This is a genomic window from Acinetobacter sp. NEB 394, from assembly GCF_013374795.1.
GTDB lineage: Bacteria > Pseudomonadota > Gammaproteobacteria > Pseudomonadales > Moraxellaceae > Acinetobacter > Acinetobacter johnsonii.
This window is the reverse complement of sequence record NZ_CP055277.1, coordinates 1,106,157-1,126,990: the sequence shown is the minus strand read 5'-3', so window position 1 is coordinate 1,126,990 and position 20,834 is coordinate 1,106,157. Positions and strand designations below refer to the sequence as shown.

Sequence of the window (20,834 nt, the reverse complement as noted above, 5' to 3'; positions counted from 1 at the left end):
TAAACTAGCTTACTAAGCATATGGCCTATCAGCTAAAAGCCACAGCCATCAACCTGAGCTTTAGTGTAGAGTTCATCGTCAGGCTTGTGATTAGCAAACCATCCTTCACGTACAACCCTACACTTTAGCCATATCCTGCTCACCACCAATCATCCTAAAAACAACTGCTCTAAATAAGGATTCAAAAATTTTCGCTCTGGGTCCAGCTGCTGACGCAACCTAAGAAAATCATCCCACTTCGGATATAAACTTCGAAGCTGCATTGTCGTCATACTGTGCATTTTGCCCCAATGGGGCCGTCCCTTATATTTCTGAAAAATAGGCTCCACAATATCAAAAATTAACCGTGGGTCTTGCTTATGATATTGATGTACCGATATCGAAATAGAGTCTTGCTGATAAAATGGGCTGATCCAAATATCATCTCCTTTGACAAAACGAAACTCGAGCGGAAAAAAGGTCGCAACCTTATGGTGTCGCAATGCCGCTAATACCTCTTCTTAAGCAATCCAAACCATCATCAACAGGAATCTGATACTCCATTTCATTAAATTTGGTATTACGTACTGTTGGAAAGATCTTACTCGACCAATCCACTGCCATTGTTGGCTTAACAAAAGTGCCTAACAGTTTTTGCACATAAGGATTCAAGGACGGAACGTTTTTAATTAATTCCGAGCAGATCGTTAATAACATATCTTCAGACGGATAGCTTTCTTTACGGGGTTGTGGCTCTTCATCTGTCTCATCTAAGGTTTTCAACATGAGTTTTTCAGCATGGGAAAAAACAAAACATTCAATATGTCGATGCTGATGTTTCCATTGCTGAATAAACTGCACCATGTCTGCTACTGTACAGAGCTGAATATGTTCCTTCAGTTTAAAGCGCGGACGATTTTGCATGGTCATTTTAGTCAAAATCCCCAAACTACCTAATGAAACACGCCCTGCCGCAAAGATTTCTGGATTTTCGGTGCGACTACAGTTGAGAATTTCACCGGAAGCAGTTAATAACTCAAAATCTTTCACATAAGCTGAAATACAGTGCAAATCTGCACCCGTACCATGTGTTCCTGTTGAGACAGCACCCGCAAGGCTCTGCTGGTCAATATCGCCTTGGTTCATTAAAGCTTGATTGATAGGTTCTAGATATTGATCCAAATTGTACAATCGAGTCCCTGCATAAAGACTGCACCGACTGTGGGCTGTATCAGATGAGGACACACCAGAAATTTGGTTCAATGACACCAAAGTCGCATCGGTGCATACTAGGGGTGTAAAGGAATGTCCTGCCCCCACAACCCGTATTTTCGGGTGACTTTGTACAATATGCTGTAACTCCAATACATTGTCAGGGTGCAAAATGTGTTGTGGATGAGCCTGTTGAAGCCCTGACCAGTTCGACCACGTATATGTCTCTTGAGTTTTCATGGACGACTCACTCCACATTCGCCCAGTACATACACTTTACTCAGTCGACTCATTTGATTTTCTTGCTTTGTCCAATCCTTTGGCTTCATTTGATTTTCCTTTCATCACTACGTTGAATTGATCTGCGCTTTGGCATATTGAAAGTTAAACAAAATTATGAGATACCAAACAGGGTTGAATGATCGCTATTCAGGGGGGCAAAACGGACTTATGCCTAAACAGTCGAATTACACCGTTCATACACGGCAATATATCCCACCCACAATATTGGCTGGACTGCTGCATTATGCAGAACAGCAGCAATGGGATTACAGCGCGTGGTTTCAGCATTCAGGCGTGAATATCAATCAAATCCAGCAAGCACATGGCTATGTGAGTTTTACTCAGTTATGTCATGTGATTCAGAATGCCTTGGCTTCGAGCCAGCAACCCAACTTAGGCTTAAAAATTGGCAGTAGTGAAGGCCTGATTTCCATGGGTATTTTAGGTTTTGCCATGCAGTCCTGTAAAACTGTAGCGGATGCCTTAGAGATTGCTCTACGTTACCATCAAGTTTCGGGTAGTGTTTTAAACTTAAACTTTACAATTGCTGGGGAGAGCGTTGAATTAGAGTTCATCGAAAATATTACACCGACAAACCTCAAGATATTTTTATGTGATGAACTACTGAGTAGCATCATGGCCTGCTTCAATGCCATGCTAGGCGATCATCAAGATATTATTCTGTTAGAGCTGAGTTATACTCCAACCACGCATCTTGCCGAATATCAAAAAATTGTCTCCTGCCCGATTCACTTTAATGCAGACAGAAATGTCATTCGATTTAAACGAAGTATGCTAGAGCGCCCACTCAAAACTTATAGCCCTGCCAACTATGCAACTGCCATCCAGATTTGTGAACGTGCACAACAAGAAATTGATCAGCTTAATAATGCACAATATGCATATTTATTAGACCAGCTCATCGATCAGCACCTTCCTGTACGCTTTGATATGCAACTCGCATCAGACTATTTACAAATGAGCGAGCGTCATCTTCGACGCTCCTTATTGCTAGAAGGCATTAGTTTTCAGCAAATTCGACAAACCGTGTTAGAACGAAAAGCGAAACAGATGCTTGAAAATAATCTCTCCATTGGGGACATTAGCCAAGCTTTAGGTTTTAGAGAAGTACGTGAATTTCGTCGGGCATTTAAACGCTGGACAGGCCAAGCGCCGTCTGTTTATAAAAATGGTACCGAATGATCCTAAGCTGATACGGAGGCCCATTTTTTCTGTTTTTATTCGTTCCCTCTTTAAAAGTTGAAGTTGAAATGTGTTTAATTAAAGCAACCAAACTGTTTCGGTCAGCTGCTTAATTTCATCCATATCATGGCTGACATACAACATCGGGATATGGGTTTCATGTTGGACGGTTTGAAAAAAAGGAAGGATTTCCTGTTTATGTGCAGCGTCTAACGCAGACAAGGGTTCATCTAATAATAATAAATTTGGCGAATACAACAGTGCCCGACCCAATGCAACTCGCTGCTTTTCACCACCTGAAAGCTTCATCGGCATACGACTGAGTAAATGATTAAGTTTAAGCAGTTCAATAATATAATCGGGATCAAAACGTCGGCTTTCAGGCGGAATTCGCTTATAGCCAAACAATAAATTTTGCATCACCGTCATATGTGGAAACAGTTGTGCATCCTGAAAAACCAAACCAACATGACGTTGCTGTACATTTAAATTAATCTTATTTTCAGCATCGAACCATGTCTGATGATTGATTTTAATCCAGCCCTTGACTGGAGTATTAAGTCCTGCAATGGCATGCAAAATACTGGTTTTTCCTGAACCTGAAGCCCCAAATAAACCAACGACAGGATGTTCAGATGAAAATGTCTGATCGAGTTTAAATCTGCCTAAATTTAACTGAATATGACAGTCAATCATCGTCTTAATGCCCTCGTTTGTTTTTCTGATAGCGATGAAACCACTGGGCAAACCATAACGCCAAAAATGCCACAGTTAATGACAGAATAATCAGTCGCCAAACCGCTTGTTCTGTGTCGGGTTGCTGCATCAAGCTATACATGGCCAAGGGCAAAGTTCTGGTCTCCCCTGCAATATTACCGACAAAGGTAATAGTTGCGCCAAACTCGCCCAGACTGCGACAAAAACATAAAATCGCCCCCACCAATATGCCACTGCTGGCTAAAGGCAAAGTGACATAAAAAAAAGTGCCCAAGGAGGAAGCACCGAGCGTTTTCGCCGCCATTTCTAGTCGTTGATCCACCAACTCTATGGCCAAACGAATCGATTGAACCAAGAGTGGAAAGCCCATCACGGCTGAAGCTAAAACTGCGCCTTTCCAGTTAAATGCAAAATTGAGTCCAAAGGGCTCAAGATACTTACCCAGTATCCCGTTTCCGCCAAAAATCTGTAACAGCAAATATCCTGGCACCACAGGCGGCAGCACCAGAGGTAGAAAAATAAACGTTTCAAATAAGGATTTGCCAAAAAACTCTTTACGTGCCAAAACCCAACCCACTGCCAACGCAGGGGTCAGACTCAATGCCAAACAGGTTGCAGCCACTTGGCAAGATAACTTGAGTACCTCTATTTCTTCAGCCGATAAAGAAAACATCATCACTTAGCAGCAGATAAAACGGTAAAGCCATATTTTTTAAAGACTGCATGTGCTTGTTTACTTTGTACAAACTGATAAAACGCTAGTGCATCTGGATTATTTTTGACAAGACCTAAGGGATAAACAATCGGGGTATGGGTGCTGATAGGGAAAACGCCAACGACGGTGACATCTTTACTGATAGCAGCGTCGGTTGCATAGACAATGCCAAGCTGACATTCGCCACGCGCTACAAAGTTGAGCGCAGCTCTGACATCTTCAGTTTCAACCAATCTTGGTTCAAGTTTTGACCACCACCCCAATGCGGTCAGTGCTTGTTTCCCATATTTTCCTACAGGAACACTTTTGGTGTCACCTGTACAAAGCTTGCCCTGAAAGGCAGTAGAAGGATCAAAACTTTTATCCATTTTTATTTTGACGGGCTTAGCTTTGGGCGAAATTAGAACAAGACGATTGCCCAATAAATTCACACGTTTATTCGGCACAATTAACTTTTTATTTTGCAGATAATTCATCCATTGTTCATCTGCCGAAATAAAAACATCCGCAGGTGCACCCGCTTCAATTTGCTTGGCCAAAGTCGACGACCCGGCATAAGAGGTTTTCACACGTACTCTTTTTTGTTGTTCAAACATTGCATCGACATCTGCTATAGCATTGGTCAAACTGGCTGCTGCATAAACGGTAATGGCTTGCTCTGCATGTACCTGTGCCGCAAGAGCCAAAGCACAACACAACATCGCATATTGCATGCACTTATTCTTAAAATTGAGCAGCACCATGTTCCCCTTAAGCGTTATAAATTGACCGATATGTTTTTAAAAATATATGGATACATAAGCAACGTCAATTCCAGAAACAGATTATTTATCATTCAAGTTAAAGTGTTTGTATCTTAATCACGTGACTGATACTGCTCTTGCTATCGAGTGATTAAATAAGAGGTTTTATCAAATAGAGGAAGCTTATTCGTGTAAGCAATTACTGGGTACGAAAAGGATTAGCTGACCTAACTAGCTAGATTATGGTTTAAGGTGTTGAGCTAGTTCTTCAAAATCCTGCTCAATCGCAAGGCGTGCTTTTATTTCCATCTGTCTAAACTGACTTAAAATACTTTCGCCCAAGTCCGTGAGTTTTGCCCCACCCCCATGCGTTCCACCTTTTTGAGTTTCGACCAATCCTGACTGAAAACTATGATTCATGGTTTCAACCAACTGCCATGCACGGCGGTAACTCATATTCATACTTTTTGCAGCTTGAGAAATTGAACCTGTACGGCGAATTTCTTCCAATAACTCGGCCTTACCTGGCCCAAAGGCAATGTCTTGATTGAGAAGTATTCTGAGCTGTAATTTTAATTTAACGTCCTGCATACATTCACTCAAATAAAGACCTGTCATCAAAGCAGATGACCTAAAGAAAAACCTTTTACTTTTTATACAGCAAAATTTTGAATATCAAGTATATAAAACAAAACCATTACCGCGGCAAAAACTCGCTAAGGTCAAACCTGACTGCTTTGCCATATTAATCGCCATACTGGTTGGGCTGAAATACACGCCAGCAAGGCAATATTCAGTTGAGCACACTTACGAATCAACTCATAACTGGCGCGGCTGGTAATCACCACAAAACCTTGATTTACATCATAATGATTTTCTGCAATATAACCCAATAGTTTATCTAAAGCATTGTGTCGGCCCACATCTTCAAACAAAGCCACTATTTCCCCTGCTTCAACCCATGCAGCCGCATGTGCACCACCCGTCATTTGGGTGATTTTCTGTCGGGTATTGAGTTGAGCAATGGCTTGGGGAATTTGAGCCAGCCATCCCTCACAAAGGGCTGTAGTAATTTGAGGTAAATCCAAATGAAGTTGCTGCAAGCTTTCAATCCCACAGAGACCACAACCCGTGCGTCCAACCATCATCCGTCGATGTTGTTTGAGCGCCATAAAGGCCCGAGTAGAAATCTTCATTTCGACTTGGATCCCAAATTCCGTTTCGTATATGTCTAAAGAGTAAAGCTCTTTCAAACTCGTCAAAATACCTTCAGACAAGCTAAAGCCTTTCGCAAATACTTCAATATCTGCTGGCGTTGCCATCATTACTGTATGGGAAATCCCATTATAAACCAAAGCAATAGGGTGTTCTTGCACCACAAAATCAGATTGTTCAACAGCTCTATTTTCACTTAAACGCTGAATATCAACCGTTTCATAGCCCAGAGAATTCAACGTCGATGCTCGAATATCCATAATAATTTTCCAATCTTCCCTAAACACTCAACCCTTCAATCATGAAAAAATGACACCTTCAAAGCAGGTGCCATTTCAGTATTGAATCAACTAACCTCTCGATTCACGATCTGATTGGCATCTTCAGGATCAACCGCTTGTGCCAAGTTAAAATGTTCAGGAGCTTGGCCTGCATGCAAAATCACAGGCACGCTTTTCGAAGCCGGTATTTTGGCGTGTTTATCATGACTACTGAGTGCAACCAATGGATTGGTCTCCGGATAATAGGCTGCGAGGCTACCCCGTGGAATGTTATACGGGACGATACGGAAGCTTTGAACCACACGTTTAACACCGTCCGAATAAATACTTTCGATATCCACCCATTGATCTGCAACAAAACTAGCCGCAGCGATATCTTCTGCATTCATAAACAAAACACGGCGCTGACCAAATACCCCACGATAACGGTCATCGAGTCCATACAAGGTGGTGTTGTATTGGTCATGAGAGCGTGTGGTCATTAGGGTATAGACTTTGGCCCCTGTATATTGTTCAGCGCATTTATTCTCTTTATCGGCATATACTTCAGCCAACGGCGTAATTAAAAACTGGGCCTTGCCTACAGGCGTATTCCACACATGCTGATTGCTGGATGCTCTAAGTGAAAACCACCCGGCTGATAAACACGTGCATTGAAATCATGAAATTCATCAAAGACCTCTTCAATCGAATCTCGAATACGGTCATAGCTTTCTACATACCATTTCCACTTGATATCACTGTCTGGCAAGACGGCTGCTGCCATACGCGCCACAATGTCAGGCTCTGAAAGTAGATTCTTAGAAGCAGGCTCATTACGCCCTGCTGAAAGATGCACATTACTCATGGAATCTTCAACACTCACTGCCTGCGGCCCATGCTGTTGCATATCAACTTCGGTACGGCCCAAACAAGGTAAAAGTAATGCCTCTTTACCACAAACCAAATGGCTACGATTCAACTTCGTTGCAATCTGTACCGTCAAATCACAACGACGTAAGCCTTCTTGTGTATAAGGTGTATCGGGAGTGGCAACAGCAAAGTTACCACCTAAACCAATAAAGACTTTTACACCACCTTCATACATCGCCTTAATGGTATCCACTACACCAAAACCATGTTCACGTGGCGACTTAATGCCAAAAACTCGATCAATATTGTAGAGTAATTTTGTACTTGGTCGTTCATTGATCCCCATAGTTCGATCGCCTTGCACATTACTGTGCCCACGAATCGGAGCTAAACCTGCCCCTGGACGACCAATATGCCCTCTTGCCAACATTAAGTTCGCGAGCATATGTACATTTGCAGTCCCGTGCCGATGCTGTGTAATCCCCATGCCCCAACAGAAAATGGCCGTTTTGGCATCCAAATACATTTTAGCTAAAGACTCTAAATGCTCAGGGCTAAGTCCCGTATGTGTATGAATATCTGACCATGCAGTACGATCTATTTCTTCCATCATGGCATCGAAACCGACTGTATTCATTTCGATAAGAGATCGGTCAAAAACGCTCTTTTTCCCAGCTGCCAGTGCTTGAATGTCCCATTCACGTAAATGTTTCAGCATCCCAAACATGAGCGCATAGTCACCGCCCACGTTGGGTTGGAAATAATAACGACTAATGGGTGTACTGCCATTGGTCATCATCTCAACAGCTGCTTGCGGATCTTGAAAACGTTCTAATCCTCGCTCTTTGAGTGGATTAATGGCAACGATATTGCCACCACGGCGCGACACTTCACGTAAAGTCCCCAACATCCGCGGATGGTTGGTGCCCGGATTATGCCCAAAACTGAAAATCGCATCGGCGATATCAAAATCTTCTAAAGTCACCGTTCCCTTACCCAAACCAATTGAGTCACGTAAGCCTACACTGGTGGTCTCATGGCACATATTGGAACAGTCTGGGAAGTTATTGGTACCATAAGCACGGACAAAGAGTTGATATAGAAATGCCGCTTCATTACTGGCACGGCCCGAAGTATAAAATGCCGCTTGATCTGGATGATGCAAGGCTTGTAAATGTTTTGCGATTAAGGCAAAAGCATCATCCCACGAGATGGGCACATATTTATCGGTCGCGCTGTCATAACGCATTGGGTCGGTTAGACGACCTGAATCTTCAAGCAAGAAATCACTTTGCTCAGACAGCCAACTGACCGTATGGGTTGCAAAAAAATCAGGCGTAACACGTTTTGAAGTGGCTTCAAAGGCAACGGCTTTCGCACCGTTTTCACAAAAGTTAAAGGCATGTGCATCTTTCTTTTCAGGCCATGCACATCCTGGACAGTCGAAACCTGTGGGTTGGTTAATATTGAGGAGCGTAATCGCACCTTTTTTGAAAACTTCCTGTCTCTTTAAGTTTCTTGCAACACTTAACAACGCGCCCCATCCACCCGCAGGATTGGTATAAGGTTCTATTCGTGCATAGCTGGTTTCTTCATCGTCATGCTTTTTCTCTTCAGTGTTTTCCATCTCACCGCCCTCAATATTTATCTTCAGTAAAAAGTTCTGCAATGATAAATTCACTGTTCGCTTTGCTCATAGCATTTGCAAACGATTTGGATTTCTCATCCCTTTTTTTTTGTCTATTTCTTATTCATCATGCCTACATTTCTTGGCACAATTCCAAAACACTTCTGATCAAAAATATCACCCTTTTGGTATGCAATTTCAATAGATGAATTATTACAAAAGACAATGACTTGATGGATCGTGTTCGAGGAACACCCTCTCAATTTTTGAAAATAAACGAACTAAACAGCTTCAAGACTCCGTTTGATCTTTGAAATAAAACATTTCATACTCTCGTTTATAAAAACTAAAGCGTACGTAAATACGAAGTGGAGCGACTATGGACGGTTCGACTACTACATGCTTAGAACATACGTCAGCGCAACTGATCGATCAATTTGGCCGTCATAAACATAAACTCCGAATCTCACTGACAGATCGTTGTAACTTTCGTTGTAGTTATTGCATGCCCGATACACCTGAATGGTTGGCCAAAAAAGACATCTTAAGCTTTGAAGAGCTTTTAACCTTTTGTGAAATGATGGTCAGTTTAGGCATTCGGCACATTCGCTTAACAGGTGGAGAGCCTTTGATGCGTCAAGGCGTAGTCAATTTTATTGATGCTTTGAATCGGCTCAAGCCACACGGTTTAGAACGTATTTCCATGACCAGTAATGCTTTCTATTTAAACAAGTATGCACGAGCACTAAAAGAAACAGGACTAGATGATCTTAATATCAGCCTCGATAGCATTCATGCAGACACGTTTATGAACATGACTAAACGTCCGATAGCACCAGTGCTCGAAGGCATCGCAGCAGCACAACAAGCCAATCTACCGATAAAATTGAACTGTGTTTTAGTCGCAGGACAAAATGATCATGAAGTGCTTGAACTGACCCAATGGGCTTATCAACAGAAGATCGCATTACGTTTTATTGAATATATGCCTTTAGATCAACCTAAGCACTGGCAGCGTCAAAAAGTCATCACTGAAGATAACATTGTCCAAATACTTGAACCCCATTTTCAGATTAAGAAACAACCCAGACAACATGATCCTGCAACTATTTATCTGCTTAATGATCAGTACACATTAGGCATTATTTCCACCATTAGCAAACCGTTCTGTCAAAGCTGTGACCGTTTACGTATCACTGCAACGGGAGAGCTTTTTACCTGTTTATTTGCCAATAGGGGAACACCGCTGCGTCATTTACTTCAACAAAAAGATTCCGCTTTATTACAAGCCCAGATTCTGAATGCGGTATGGCATAAAAAAGCAGGGTTTATTGAACATCAACACGCCCCAACACGCAAAATCAGTATGCATGCCATAGGGGGTTAATTAGCGGGTTAATTTTGAGTTTGTCAGTCATTCGACTGTATCCGCATTTATTTTTGTGTTATCTAAATACGTCATAAACTTTTTCTCTTGATCGAACAGTTTCACTTTAGATCAACACTTCAATGTTTCGGAATACTTTATGAAAAACGTTGGCATGAAGCCAGAAAGCTATCGCGTTGCAACTGCAAGCTCCGAACTGCTTGCCCCTGCACATTGTTTACAACTTCTTGCCGACGGCAATACCGAAAAAGGTGATGCTCTCAAAACAGCTCGCATTGCTGGGATTTTAGCCGCAAAACGTACCGATGAACTGATTCCGCTGTGCCACCCACTGCCTATTTACCGCGCCGATGTCGATTTTGAACTGCTTGTCGACCGTGTGGTTATTCATGCAACCGTGGAAACGATTGGGCCGACAGGTGTAGAAATGGAAGCTTTGACTGCTGCCAGTATTGCGGCTCTCACCATTTACGACATGCTCAAACCACATTGCGAACCGCATGAGCTGATCATTCAGCAATGTAAACTCGATCTGAAAAAAGGCGGGAAATCACACTTTAAACGTCATTTGCGTCAGTCTGTTTCTGCGGCAGTATTGGTTCTGTCGGACACCGTTGCCGCAGGTCGTAAACCCGATACTGCTGGCCGCTCCGTCGTCGAGACCTTAACCGAAGCTGGTTTTGATCCGATTCACTATCAAATTTTACCTGACGAAGCCGATCAGTTAAAAACATTGGTCTTAGAGCTCACTCAATCTTATGCCTGCATTATTACTGTGGGTGGAACAGGCATCGGCAAGCGTGACATTACAGTAGATACACTTGAGCCTTTACTTGAACGTGAGCTCAATGGGCTGATGGAAGCCGCACGTGCTTTCGGACAAAAACGTACCCCCTATGCTGCGATGTCACGTGGCGTTGCAGGTTTTATTGACCGTTCATTGGTAATTACCCTTCCGGGCAGCCGTGGTGGTGCAAGTGAATCTATGGCAGCCATTTTACCTGCTTTGGTCCATATTTTTGATGTCTGCCGTGATCTCCCCCATCCAGGAGGTTATGAATGAGTTGCTCTAGCGTTGGTTTAATTACACTCGATCAAGCTCTTGAACACTATAGCGCCGTCCAAACATTGCCTGTCGTTACTTTGCCTTTAGTACAGGCGCATCAACATATTTTAGCGGCAGATGTTGCATCAACAGTTGCCTTGCCTCTATTTACCCAAAGTGCGGTTGACGGCTATGCGCTGCGCTCTGAAGACTTGCAAGCAGGAATTACTCGCTTTGAATTGGTTGGTGAAATTCGTGCAGGTATTGAAGAACATATTGAGATTCAAGCAGGACAAACCGTTCGTATTTTTACTGGGGGCAAACTGCCAAACTCAGCAGATACTGTGGCTCGTCAGGAAATTATCACGCGTAGCCATGATCAAGCGACTCTAACTCAAGCTTTGGACAAAGGCGCAGACATTCGTTATCAAGGTGAGGAGTTGTCCATCGGGACAACACTTGCGCAACAAGGCCAGCGTTTAGGCAGCGGTTTAATTGCGGCACTCAGTATGGCGGGTGTTCAGCATGTCGAGCTTTATCGCCAACCTAAAATTGCAGTGCTTATTACTGGTGATGAAGTCAATACGCAACTGGACAATGACTCTCAAGTGTTCGATGCCAATGCGCCAATGATCCGTACTTGGCTCAAAGAACACGGTTTTACTGAAGTTTATTTAGAGCATGTGATTGATGATGAGAAGATACTCACACAAGCGCTCTCGAATGTCATGAATCATTATGATGTGGTCATTACTACAGGCGGTGTTTCGGTAGGCGATTATGACTTGATTCGACCTGTTTCAATGGCTTTAGGTGCGACAGAGATTTTTTGGCAAGTTGCGCAAAAACCGGGTAAACCATTGTATTTTGCTGAATATCAGACAGACCATCATCATTCTTATTTGATTGGCTTGCCTGGGAACCCTGCTGCTGTGCTCACCTGTCTTGCTGTACATGTATCAACACTATTAGCGGCTTTACAGGGAGTTACGTCTGCTGCACCCGCTTGGAAAAAAGCTCGTTTCAACGACAGCATTAAACAAGACAGCCGTGAGCAACTGGTTCGCATGGTATTAGATGTCAACGAATTTGGACAATTAACCGTTTCCAAACTCGGCAAACAACAATCCCACATGCTCAGTAACTTAAATCGAGCCAATAGTATTGTTCGAATCCCTGCTCGATCTGATGTTCCTGTAACATTGGACTATGTCGATTTCATCTCGATCTAAGGACATCGATTGGATAGTGATACAAACCAAATGCTTTTTGCACACGGTCTAAGGCATGAACAGCTTTGTCTTAGACCGTACCCTTGAATATTTAACGAGCATTATTATCCCTACATACGAATGTTAGATCAAAGGCATGCAAAACTACCCAGCAACAGCACTAGTGATTTTAGTGGGTGGGAAAGCCACACGAATGAATGAGCCAATAAGCTTTTACAAAGATTTGACCATGAAATCCAGTTGTTAAAAATATATTCAGCTTTTGATGGAAAAGTTGAGGACATATGGATCAATAGTCATCGCGATTATGCGCAATATAGTGAGTTGATTCCTGATATTCACTGTTTCAAAGATAATAGTGCCGGTTTTTTAGGGCCTTTAATCGGTATGCAAACAGCATGGTCATATGTGCAGGCTGATTATATTTTATTTATCCCGTGTGATATTACCAACATTCCACAAGATATATTGCAACGCCTCCATCACACATTAGAACAACATCCGCGCTCTTCTGTTGTCTACCTGAATATCAATGGACAAGCGCTCTATCCTTTTTGCTTGTTAAAACGCAATAGTCTAGAAACCTTAAATAAGCATTTACACCAACAACAATTCAGCTTAAAACGCTATTTTAACGATCTGTCGCCACAAACAGTAGATATTCAAAATGCGCATTTGACTTACCACAGCCTCAATTCATTTGAAGAAGTGCACGCTTACCAAAAGTCATTAGACTCTTAGTCCAGCCTCATCATTCGAACTATTCTGTCGTAGATAAATATAGCCACATCTATAAGAAAAATGGCGTTTTATTTATCTGTACAAACTGACTTTTCTATTTTGATGATCAAATTAAATATAGCGTGGATTATCTTTATATTGGTTCGTGAAATAAATTGCGCTAGTCACGACTCAATGTAGATGCTGCAATACCTACATCATTAGCCGTTTAAGCAGATAAACCTGCCTAGACACTAGACCATATCCAACAATACATCCACTTTTAACCACTGGCTCGCTTCTTTGTCTTATCTTCTTTCCTGCTGATATCTGGTCCATACTAAATTCGGAGTGCCATCATATAAACAGAAACACAATGCAGGCCAATGATGGTCATTTGTCACCATCACCCCAAAGCCCTTCAAATGGGGAAAATCTGCATAATACGTTGAGTGTATATACCACCCTTCTTTTCCAAGCTTACCTTGATTCATTAAATCATCAGGAACAATTAATTGATGCCGTAAACTTCCATCTGCATTATAGATAGTAGCATTATTTGGTCTTAAAAAGAACATAGGATACTCTGAGTTTTGGCTCAATTTAGAAGGCTTTTCACTAAAAATAATCAAAAATCTTGTACGGTCTGATAAAACATGAATATTCTCAGCAATAGGTAAAATATACTCACTATCATCCTCATAAATTATCTTTTTTTCTAGAATAGTAAGTTTTACATCTTTCAAAAAATAATCATTAAAAATCTTAAGTGAAGTCTCAGAATCATATTGAGGATAGTTCATAAATTCATAACTTTCCCCATTTTCAAGAATATTCTTCTCAATTACTTTTTGTATTTTTTTCATTACTTTATCTCCTTCATTAAACTAATTTTAAATAATTCAGGATTAGTATAGGGAGATTTATCTACAAAATTCATTTGCTGGGCATTACCAGGCAAAGCTTGTTTGGTCGTATACTCATACATAGAGCCAGCCTTTCCTTCTCTAATGCCTACACCAGGCTGTACCTCAAATTCAACAACATAGAACTTATTTGCTTTTCCATCTTTTATAGTCGGTTGAAATTCCTCAGTTACTGCTAGTTTACTCCTTATATCTGCAACCGAGTTAATTGGCTCTTTCGTAGCCCATCCACCTAACTTCTGCGCAGGATTCTCTCCATTTTTAAAGCTTGTTGTATATTAATATACTGCCCCCTCATCAATTACCATCCGCATTTTCTCAGGCTGTCTAACTACTCGGTCTGTTACTAAAGTTCCAGTTTTCCCTGCTGGATAACCTGTCGGATAAAGTCCTCCGTTCACTTGTTGGTCATTAAGCATTTTAGAGTTATTACCAACTAAATTTTCATCGATACGGGGCTTTGTTGCGCAAAGCTGTTTGTAAGGTCTGATTCAGCAATATAATTTCCGAATGAAGAAACCCTCACCTAAAATCTACCGTACAACGAATTGGTCCGCATATAACCGAGCCCTCATTAATCGAGGAAATATTGCCATTTGGTTTGATCCCAAAACTCAGTAGTATGCGCAAGAAAATGGTAAACTGAATACCCCCCATCATTTAATTTCCTTAATATTATTCAAGTCTAATTTGAATAACTCTATCTGACCATCAAATGGCACAAAACACTAGAATGTTCCTAACTTTGGAATTCTCCCAATAGATGTATTTTCTTTGCTTGGATTAGATAAAACACTCCACAAATAAAAATTCGCAGCATCATATGGGGATTCAAATAAACATAACCTAGACTTTTGATTACGTTCACTATGATAAACTAGCCAGTATTCACCATCGCGATTGATGCATAGTCCTCCATCTAAATAATTCGCATGATTGCCCCCAATATTAGGTATGAGATTTTTTTTTCCATTTTTTGATAATTCAACTACTAGCTGTTCATAAGCTATCTTTTCTGCTTGCTTTAACCATTCCTCTCTTTCATTTTCACTCTTATAGAATGAATTACGGTTGACATTAATACCATCAAAATCACTTGTTAAATTAATAATCATTTTGTATCACCTGTCCTATAATCTTTCGCATAATCTTCACGATAATGATCATATTGCTGAAAATCATCTCGAGAAGCATTATTCTCTATACTTTGCTTTTTCTTTAAAGCCTCTGCGATTTCCGCCTCTTTCGCAACCTGCTGTGCTTTCTTAACACTATCGACTACAGCTTCAGCACCTTTTTTACCTGCAACTCCAACCCCGCCTGCACCAAGGACTTGACCAGCGATGTTTGCTTTATATTCGGCTTCTGCTCCCTCATCTTTTTGCATCTTATACAAATCAATGGTGGTATTATATTTTTCTAATCCTTGATCTATACCTTCAGATACATTTTTTGCTGTCTGTGCTGGATTTTTTACAGCGTCTGCAGCAGCGCTAATTAGCTCTTTTGTATTATCAATTGGGTGCTTCAAAAATTCATATATACCAATGACAGTATCTTTAGCACCTGTTCCAACTCCTATAACAGCACCTTTGGCTTCACTTATATCTCGATCTACAGATGAGCTAAGTCCTTCAAAAAAGCTTATTTCACTATCTTTAATTGCTGCTGAATTCTGTATAAACTCTTTTTTATCATTGTAATATTCAGAACCTTCATTCGTATTTCCTGCCAATCTAGGGCTTGTTGAGAATTAACAAAGGCTACTGATTAATTTATAATAGTACTATGGATAGATACATACTTACTGATGCCCAATGGGCAAAAATGGAACCTTTTTGCCTAGGTAAAGTGACCGATCGAGGTCGTAGTGGAAAAGATAATCGATTATTTTTAGAAGCAGTCCTATGGATTGCCCGTACAGGCAGTCCATGGCGTGATCTACCTGCTCATTTTGGTAAATGGAATACCGTCTTTAAAAGATACCGTGATTGGGTGAAAGCTGGTGTATTTGAAACTATTTTTGCATCTGTAAATGAAGATGTTGATTTGGAATACGCCATGATTGATGGAACGATTGTTAAAGTTCATCGACATGGCCAAGGTGCAAAAGGGGGACCTTCAAACAGTCTATAGGTAAATCTCGAGGTGGAATGACCTGTAAAATTCTTGCCTTAGTGGATAGTCTAGGCAACCTTATTAAGTTTCGATTAATGCCTGGTCAATATCACGATTTAGTAGAAACCAAACCTTTAATTGAAGATGTTGATTTTCAAGCATTACTAGCGGATAAAGCATTTGATGCAGATTGGCTCATCCAAGAACTCAATGAACGTAAAGTGAAAGTGGTGATCCCACCTAAATCTAATCGAAAAGTAATGAGAGGATTTGATACGATTATGTATAAATGGCGTCATCTCATTGAAAACTATTTCTGTAAGTTAAAAGAATTTAAACGTATAGCGATGCGTAGTTGTAAAACAGATACGAGTTTTGAAGCCATGATTCAATTGTGCGCGAGTTTAATTAACTCTCGGTAATTCTCAACAGACCCTAGTCAAGAAGATATCTTTATTTTTAAAATCTTCGGCTGTCGCTATAAATCCTTTTCCTGCTTCCCCTATGTAGGAATCTGCCTTTTGAAGCTCTGAATCAGAAATATGTCCTGCGGAACTATTTAGCCTACCTATTACAACAATGGTACCTTTCGAATTTGTATAGTTATAAAAGTTCGAATTGATCTCATCCACAGAGCCATCTTTGGTTTGTGCTAATAGATATTGATAAGCTAGATTATATTCTGCAATATCAGAAGCATCTAATTTGCTATCGAATGCATCTTTCCACCCTTCATCGATATTGTATAAAGCTCCTCTCGTGAGTTGAGTCTCTGCTTCTTCTAAACTAATCCCTTTCTCTTTTGCATATTCTTTTGCTAGATTTTGAATAAGATCTACTTCCTCTCGATGAAGCATTCTATTATTCTCCACCGCATTCTGCCCAATCACACCTGCCAATTGTGCGTTATAACTAGAATCACCTACTGCTCCGCCAATAACAGCACCAATTCCTGCCGTTAAATCACGTATCTGTGCTTTAACATTTTCAGGAAGTAAGTTCGGCTGGAATTCTCCATTTGCATCTTGGTATTCTTTTTTGTCTTTATATTGATTGGTCAGATATATGGCTGCTGCTTCACTCGCAACTGCTGCGCTTCCTCCTGCTGTTGGGTCACCACCGTTTATATAAGCCAGTGTTGCACCCAAGATAGCATGAGACACTAACTGTGCTGCGGTATTTTTGTCCTCTCCATGACCAAACTGGCCTCCAATCACCTGAGCTGCATACGGTGCTAGGGTATTAGTCACGACTTGTAAGTCGGTTTGTCCACCCAACGCTGCGGTAATCGCTGTGGTTACTGCATTCAATGCTCGACTACTATTACCGCCCATGCCCCATGTTTGGGCTTGGTCTGTGCACCTTTAAGTGTGGTATCGCCTTGACTCTTGATACTGATTTGATCTGCATTCAGTGTGGTGTTGTTATGTGTGGTGCTTTCTAAGTGATTGCTGCCTTTGCCATAGTGCCTCTATTGATTCTGCTATTGATACACCAGCTGAAAGTTGGAGTTTTGCGCTATTTAGTGAGGAAGATTTAACCCTCCCTGATTCAGTGAAAGCAGGTGCAAAAGTTCAAGCTTTTTATGGTGATGAACTCATCTTAACCAGCGTAGCTGACGCTGTGAATGAAGCTTGTGACCGTTCAGGATACGGTTTAAAAATCTCAGGTCGTGATTTGGTTGGACAGCTTATCGATTGCTCTGTTGTAGAAGGCTTATATCATCATCAACAGTACATTCAAAAACAACTTTTTGTAGCAACTGCGGATGAGCCATTCTTATATGTTCATGCTGAAGAAATTGGACTACCTCGCCAAGGTGGTACATTTGCATCTGGACAAGTTAGAGCGATTTCCAACGAAGCTTTAACAATTACAGCGGGTAGTAAATTAACCAATGGTAAAGGTTATTACTGGACTGTTGTTGAGGATGTAATTTTGCAGCAAGACATTCCTTCTCTCGTGAGTGTTGTTGCTGATCAGGCTGGTGCATCTTGGAATATTGCTGAGGGTGCTTTGCTTTGGGTTAGTCCTCCAGCTGGTTTAGATGGATCTGCAACTGTGATTTCCATTGGCGGTGGTACAGATCAAGAACAGCTTGAAGTGTGGCGGTTACGTTTACTCGAACGAAAGAGGCTTGGTGAATATAAAGAACGTCGTGATGACGTTGAATTCATGGTGAAATCTTCAGGTAATGTTGAACACGTTTACCACTATCCTAAACGTCGTGGTCTAGGCTCATATGATGTTGCGATTACAGCAAAAGGTACACCTCCAACAGTACCATCTGCTGAACTATTAGAAGCATCTCAAGTCATTATGGATGCTTATATTGGCGACTTAACAGATTGCCGCGTATTTAGCCCCACTCTACAACTTGTAGATATTAACGTGGTTTTAACTGGTGGAAGTGTTGAGGATGTAAAAGAAGTGATTAGAAACTACTTTGCTGAACTCGCCCCATCTGATCCATATCAATATGCAATTCTACTCTCTCGTATTATTGCTGTAGGTGGTGTAACTGACGCAGTTCTAACACCAAATACCAATATTATCCCTGAAGTAACGTGGCAACATTTGTACTGGTTGAGACTAGGCCAATTGGAGGTTGTTCATTCATGATTGATCTTCAGCAGCGAACTCAAAAATACGTTGATGTATTCCTTCAACTACTACCGCAAGGTCTATATGACAATGCGTTAGATACGGACATAGCAAAAGATGTTCAAGGACACGCTAAAGTATTAGCTCAAGCCGATATTGATGCTCAAGCACTTTTGGAAACCATTCCAATGGTACAACCAGAGCTAATAGAAGAATATGAAGTAGATTTTGGTTACCACTTAAATGTACGCTATCTACGTCCCTTCCAATTGAAGAGCGTGTACGTATCGTGAAATGGGTTCAAACCAAGTTACGTGGTCTTGAATATTATCGTGAACTCTTTTCTTTTTATGGCATTGAGTTAATTGATTACATCAAGCCTAAACCCTTTCAATGCACTCAAAGTTGCAACTTGCCCGTAAATACAGAGCAGTTGCGCTTCAAAATCAAATTGATTGTATCTAATCCTAATTCAGTAGATACCCAGTGCATTATTAATAGCTATTTCCCTGCATTTTTTGAAGTGAATGTAGTTGAGGTCTAAATGAAGCGTATTGACACAATTAATGCTCGAGAAAACATGTTTGGTGTTGGTAAAAGTGGCTTTCATGACAATGAAGATTTACCAGGACAAGATGCGACTTATGTAAGCCCTGAATGGTTTAATACTGTTCAGGAAGAGCTATGTAACTTGCTTGAGTTGCGAGGCATTACGCTTGATCCTGCATCAAAACGTCAGCTCTATGACCTATTAACAACGCAGGCTGATCTTGAAGCGCTCGCTGATGAAATTGAAACCAATTTCATTCGTAAAAGTCAGATTGCTGATAATTTAATAACTAACGACTCAACTAAAGTTATTTCAGCGAAACAAGCTAAGATTTTGCATGACAATAAGCTGGATAAAACAGCGTTAAACAACACACTAACCAGTACCAGCATCACGGAAGCGTTAACTGCTGCACAAGGTAAAGAATTAAACGACAAATTCACAAGCTTATTCTCGAACTTGAAGTCGCCAAATGGTTATCAAAAATTACCAAATGGCCTGATTATGCAGTGGTGTGTTGGTGCTGGTGCTTTTAGTCAAGTCGAACAAAATGTGGTGCTACCGATTTCTTTCCCAAATTCGTGTTTGTTTGCTACAAGTGGTGTGGAATCAGACTCATTTTCGGACACAGCGAACGGGTGGTTTTTCGTAACATCCAAATCACTTTCATCAGTCACGGTTCATTGTCAATCAGCCACGACAAGCTGGTCGGTGGCTATAAGACCCATAATTTTTTCAATTGGTTATTAATATGGTCTTGTTCTCTTTTACAAATAATTCATTCTATGATACAGAATTGGAATACACAGAGCTTCCTGATGATTTAATTAAAGTTTCATCAGAGCAACATATCGAGCTTTTAAAAGCGATAAATAGCAACTGTATAATTTCCGCTGACTTAAGCATTTCCTCACCAAAACCTAGTAAATTCCACGAATGGAACGGCACGGAATGGATTGACCTGCGCACACCCGAAGAAATTGAAGCACATCGCCTTTCACAATTCCCAGCGTTAAGGCGTCGTCAGTTTATGCGTATTCTGGTATTAAGCGGTTTCGATCTGGAGCAGATTGAAGCTGAAATCAACAAGATCCCAGACACTCAAACAAGACAGCTGGCTTTAATCGACTGGAAGGACGCAACGGAATTTTGGCGTACAGATGAAACATTGCTTATGGTTGCTGACCTACTCTGTCTGGATGCTGCGGATATTGATGCAATGTGGGAAGAAGCCAAGGCGTTATAGTGCAAAATAACTGAATCTTATAAGTGCAAAATGAAATCAAAAACAGTGCAAAAAAAACCGAAAACTTACATGTATTAATTTCTGGGTAAATTTTCCCAATATTTACCCACAAAGAGCAAATATGGGGTCAAATGAGATCAGACAATATCGGACAAACAGGCATAAAAAAAAGCCTCTAAA

General features: G+C 41.0%; 18 protein-coding genes and 5 pseudogenes. 12 read left to right on the top strand and 11 right to left on the bottom strand.

Going from position 1 to position 20,834, the window contains the following annotated elements:
- Positions 1-149: 149 nt before the first annotated feature.
- Positions 150-1,431, bottom strand: a pseudogene (locus tag HUK62_RS05270) (D-arabinono-1,4-lactone oxidase).
- Positions 1,432-1,587: 156 nt separating this feature from the next.
- On the opposite strand from HUK62_RS05270, the gene HUK62_RS05265 reads away from it, so the two are divergent.
- Positions 1,588-2,676, top strand: coding sequence for an AraC family transcriptional regulator (locus HUK62_RS05265; RefSeq protein ID WP_176537275.1), 1,089 nt, complete (start codon positions 1,588-1,590; stop codon positions 2,674-2,676).
- A 78-nt stretch (positions 2,677-2,754) separates the two neighbouring features.
- Here the strand turns inward: HUK62_RS05265 and HUK62_RS05260 are convergent, their stop codons facing one another.
- The 6 genes and pseudogenes from HUK62_RS05260 to HUK62_RS05235 all read right to left on the bottom strand — a co-directional run bounded on the left by HUK62_RS05260 (position 2,755) and on the right by HUK62_RS05235 (position 8,826).
- Positions 2,755-3,372, bottom strand: coding sequence for an ATP-binding cassette domain-containing protein (locus HUK62_RS05260; RefSeq protein ID WP_176537274.1), 618 nt, complete (start codon positions 3,370-3,372; stop codon positions 2,755-2,757).
- A 4-nt stretch (positions 3,373-3,376) separates the two neighbouring features.
- Entirely contained in the window at positions 3,377-4,069 is a 693-nt protein-coding gene (modB, locus tag HUK62_RS05255) for a molybdate ABC transporter permease subunit (RefSeq protein ID WP_062035277.1), read from the bottom strand.
- Positions 4,069-4,821 carry a molybdate ABC transporter substrate-binding protein gene (modA, locus tag HUK62_RS05250; protein ID WP_228723738.1) on the bottom strand — a complete coding sequence of 251 codons (753 nt, stop codon included), beginning with the start codon at positions 4,819-4,821 and terminating at the stop codon, positions 4,069-4,071. The genes modB and modA overlap by 1 nt, the downstream gene beginning before the upstream one ends.
- Positions 4,822-5,091: 270 nt before the next feature.
- Positions 5,092-5,442: a winged helix-turn-helix domain-containing protein gene (locus HUK62_RS05245; RefSeq protein ID WP_126037318.1), complete on the bottom strand. Its 351-nt coding sequence runs from the start codon at positions 5,440-5,442 to the stop codon at positions 5,092-5,094.
- 84 nt (positions 5,443-5,526) lie between these two features.
- Positions 5,527-6,326: pseudogene (fdhD, locus tag HUK62_RS05240) on the bottom strand (formate dehydrogenase accessory sulfurtransferase FdhD).
- 86 nt (positions 6,327-6,412) lie between these two features.
- A pseudogene (locus HUK62_RS05235) lies at positions 6,413-8,826 on the bottom strand (FdhF/YdeP family oxidoreductase).
- A 379-nt stretch (positions 8,827-9,205) separates the two neighbouring features.
- Between HUK62_RS05235 and moaA the strand changes: the two are divergent.
- The 4 genes and pseudogenes from moaA (at position 9,206) to HUK62_RS05215 (ending at position 13,231) form a co-directional block, all read left to right on the top strand.
- Positions 9,206-10,213 carry a GTP 3',8-cyclase MoaA gene (gene moaA, locus HUK62_RS05230; protein ID WP_176537272.1) on the top strand — a complete coding sequence of 336 codons (1,008 nt, stop codon included), beginning with the start codon at positions 9,206-9,208 and terminating at the stop codon, positions 10,211-10,213.
- A gap of 139 nt (positions 10,214-10,352) precedes the next feature.
- Positions 10,353-11,276 (top strand): bifunctional molybdenum cofactor biosynthesis protein MoaC/MoaB, encoded by a 924-nt coding sequence (moaCB, locus tag HUK62_RS05225; RefSeq protein WP_062035266.1) that lies wholly within the window; start codon positions 10,353-10,355, stop codon positions 11,274-11,276.
- The gene (locus HUK62_RS05220; protein WP_176537271.1) at positions 11,273-12,490 is read left to right on the top strand and encodes a molybdopterin molybdotransferase MoeA; all 1,218 of its coding nucleotides are present in this window, start codon (positions 11,273-11,275) and stop codon (positions 12,488-12,490) included. The genes moaCB and HUK62_RS05220 overlap by 4 nt, the downstream gene beginning before the upstream one ends.
- 136 nt (positions 12,491-12,626) lie before the next feature.
- Positions 12,627-13,231, top strand: a pseudogene (locus HUK62_RS05215) (molybdenum cofactor guanylyltransferase).
- 287 nt (positions 13,232-13,518) lie between these two features.
- Here the strand turns inward: HUK62_RS05215 and HUK62_RS05210 are convergent.
- Positions 13,519-14,076, bottom strand: coding sequence for a hypothetical protein (locus HUK62_RS05210; protein WP_176537270.1), 558 nt, complete (start codon positions 14,074-14,076; stop codon positions 13,519-13,521).
- 570 nt (positions 14,077-14,646) lie between these two features.
- Between HUK62_RS05210 and HUK62_RS05205 the strand changes: the two are divergent.
- Positions 14,647-14,754, top strand: a pseudogene (locus HUK62_RS05205) (IS5/IS1182 family transposase); the annotation flags it as partial.
- Between the two features lie 110 nt (positions 14,755-14,864).
- Here the strand turns inward: HUK62_RS05205 and HUK62_RS05200 are convergent.
- Together HUK62_RS05200 and HUK62_RS05195 are read right to left on the bottom strand one after the other, a co-directional pair.
- A complete protein-coding gene (locus HUK62_RS05200; RefSeq protein WP_176537269.1) occupies positions 14,865-15,251 on the bottom strand; it encodes a hypothetical protein in 387 nt (128 codons plus the stop codon).
- Complete coding sequence (locus HUK62_RS05195; protein ID WP_176537268.1) at positions 15,248-15,871, bottom strand: hypothetical protein; 624 nt, start codon at positions 15,869-15,871, stop codon at positions 15,248-15,250. The genes HUK62_RS05200 and HUK62_RS05195 overlap by 4 nt, the downstream gene beginning before the upstream one ends.
- Positions 15,872-15,924: 53 nt before the next feature.
- Between HUK62_RS05195 and HUK62_RS05190 the strand changes: the two genes are divergently transcribed.
- Positions 15,925-16,676 (top strand): IS5 family transposase gene (locus HUK62_RS05190; RefSeq protein ID WP_176537189.1). Its coding sequence is split into 2 segments (ribosomal slippage): positions 15,925-16,261 and positions 16,261-16,676, totalling 753 coding nucleotides; the frame shifts between segments, so codons are not numbered across the junction.
- 3 nt (positions 16,677-16,679) lie between these two features.
- On the opposite strand, the gene HUK62_RS05185 is transcribed toward HUK62_RS05190, so the two are convergent.
- Positions 16,680-17,588: a VENN motif pre-toxin domain-containing protein gene (locus HUK62_RS05185; RefSeq protein WP_176537267.1), complete on the bottom strand. Its 909-nt coding sequence runs from the start codon at positions 17,586-17,588 to the stop codon at positions 16,680-16,682.
- Between the two features lie 94 nt (positions 17,589-17,682).
- Between HUK62_RS05185 and HUK62_RS05175 the strand changes: the two genes are divergently transcribed.
- From HUK62_RS05175 to HUK62_RS05160, 5 genes are read left to right on the top strand one after another with little or no spacing between them, the layout of a single operon-like run.
- Positions 17,683-18,876 (top strand): baseplate J/gp47 family protein, encoded by a 1,194-nt coding sequence (locus HUK62_RS05175; protein WP_228723737.1) that lies wholly within the window; start codon positions 17,683-17,685, stop codon positions 18,874-18,876.
- Positions 18,873-19,151 carry a hypothetical protein gene (locus HUK62_RS18980; RefSeq protein ID WP_228723736.1) on the top strand — a complete coding sequence of 93 codons (279 nt, stop codon included), beginning with the start codon at positions 18,873-18,875 and terminating at the stop codon, positions 19,149-19,151. The genes HUK62_RS05175 and HUK62_RS18980 overlap by 4 nt, the downstream gene beginning before the upstream one ends.
- Positions 19,148-19,402 (top strand): hypothetical protein, encoded by a 255-nt coding sequence (locus HUK62_RS18975; protein ID WP_228723735.1) that lies wholly within the window; start codon positions 19,148-19,150, stop codon positions 19,400-19,402. The genes HUK62_RS18980 and HUK62_RS18975 overlap by 4 nt, the downstream gene beginning before the upstream one ends.
- Positions 19,403-20,158, top strand: a complete 756-nt coding sequence (locus HUK62_RS05165; RefSeq protein ID WP_176537266.1) for a hypothetical protein — start codon at positions 19,403-19,405, stop codon at positions 20,156-20,158. It begins immediately after the preceding gene.
- A 46-nt stretch (positions 20,159-20,204) separates the two neighbouring features.
- On the top strand, positions 20,205-20,654 hold the full coding sequence (locus tag HUK62_RS05160; protein ID WP_176537265.1) for a hypothetical protein: 450 nt from the start codon (positions 20,205-20,207) through the stop codon (positions 20,652-20,654).
- Positions 20,655-20,834: the final 180 nt, after the last annotated feature.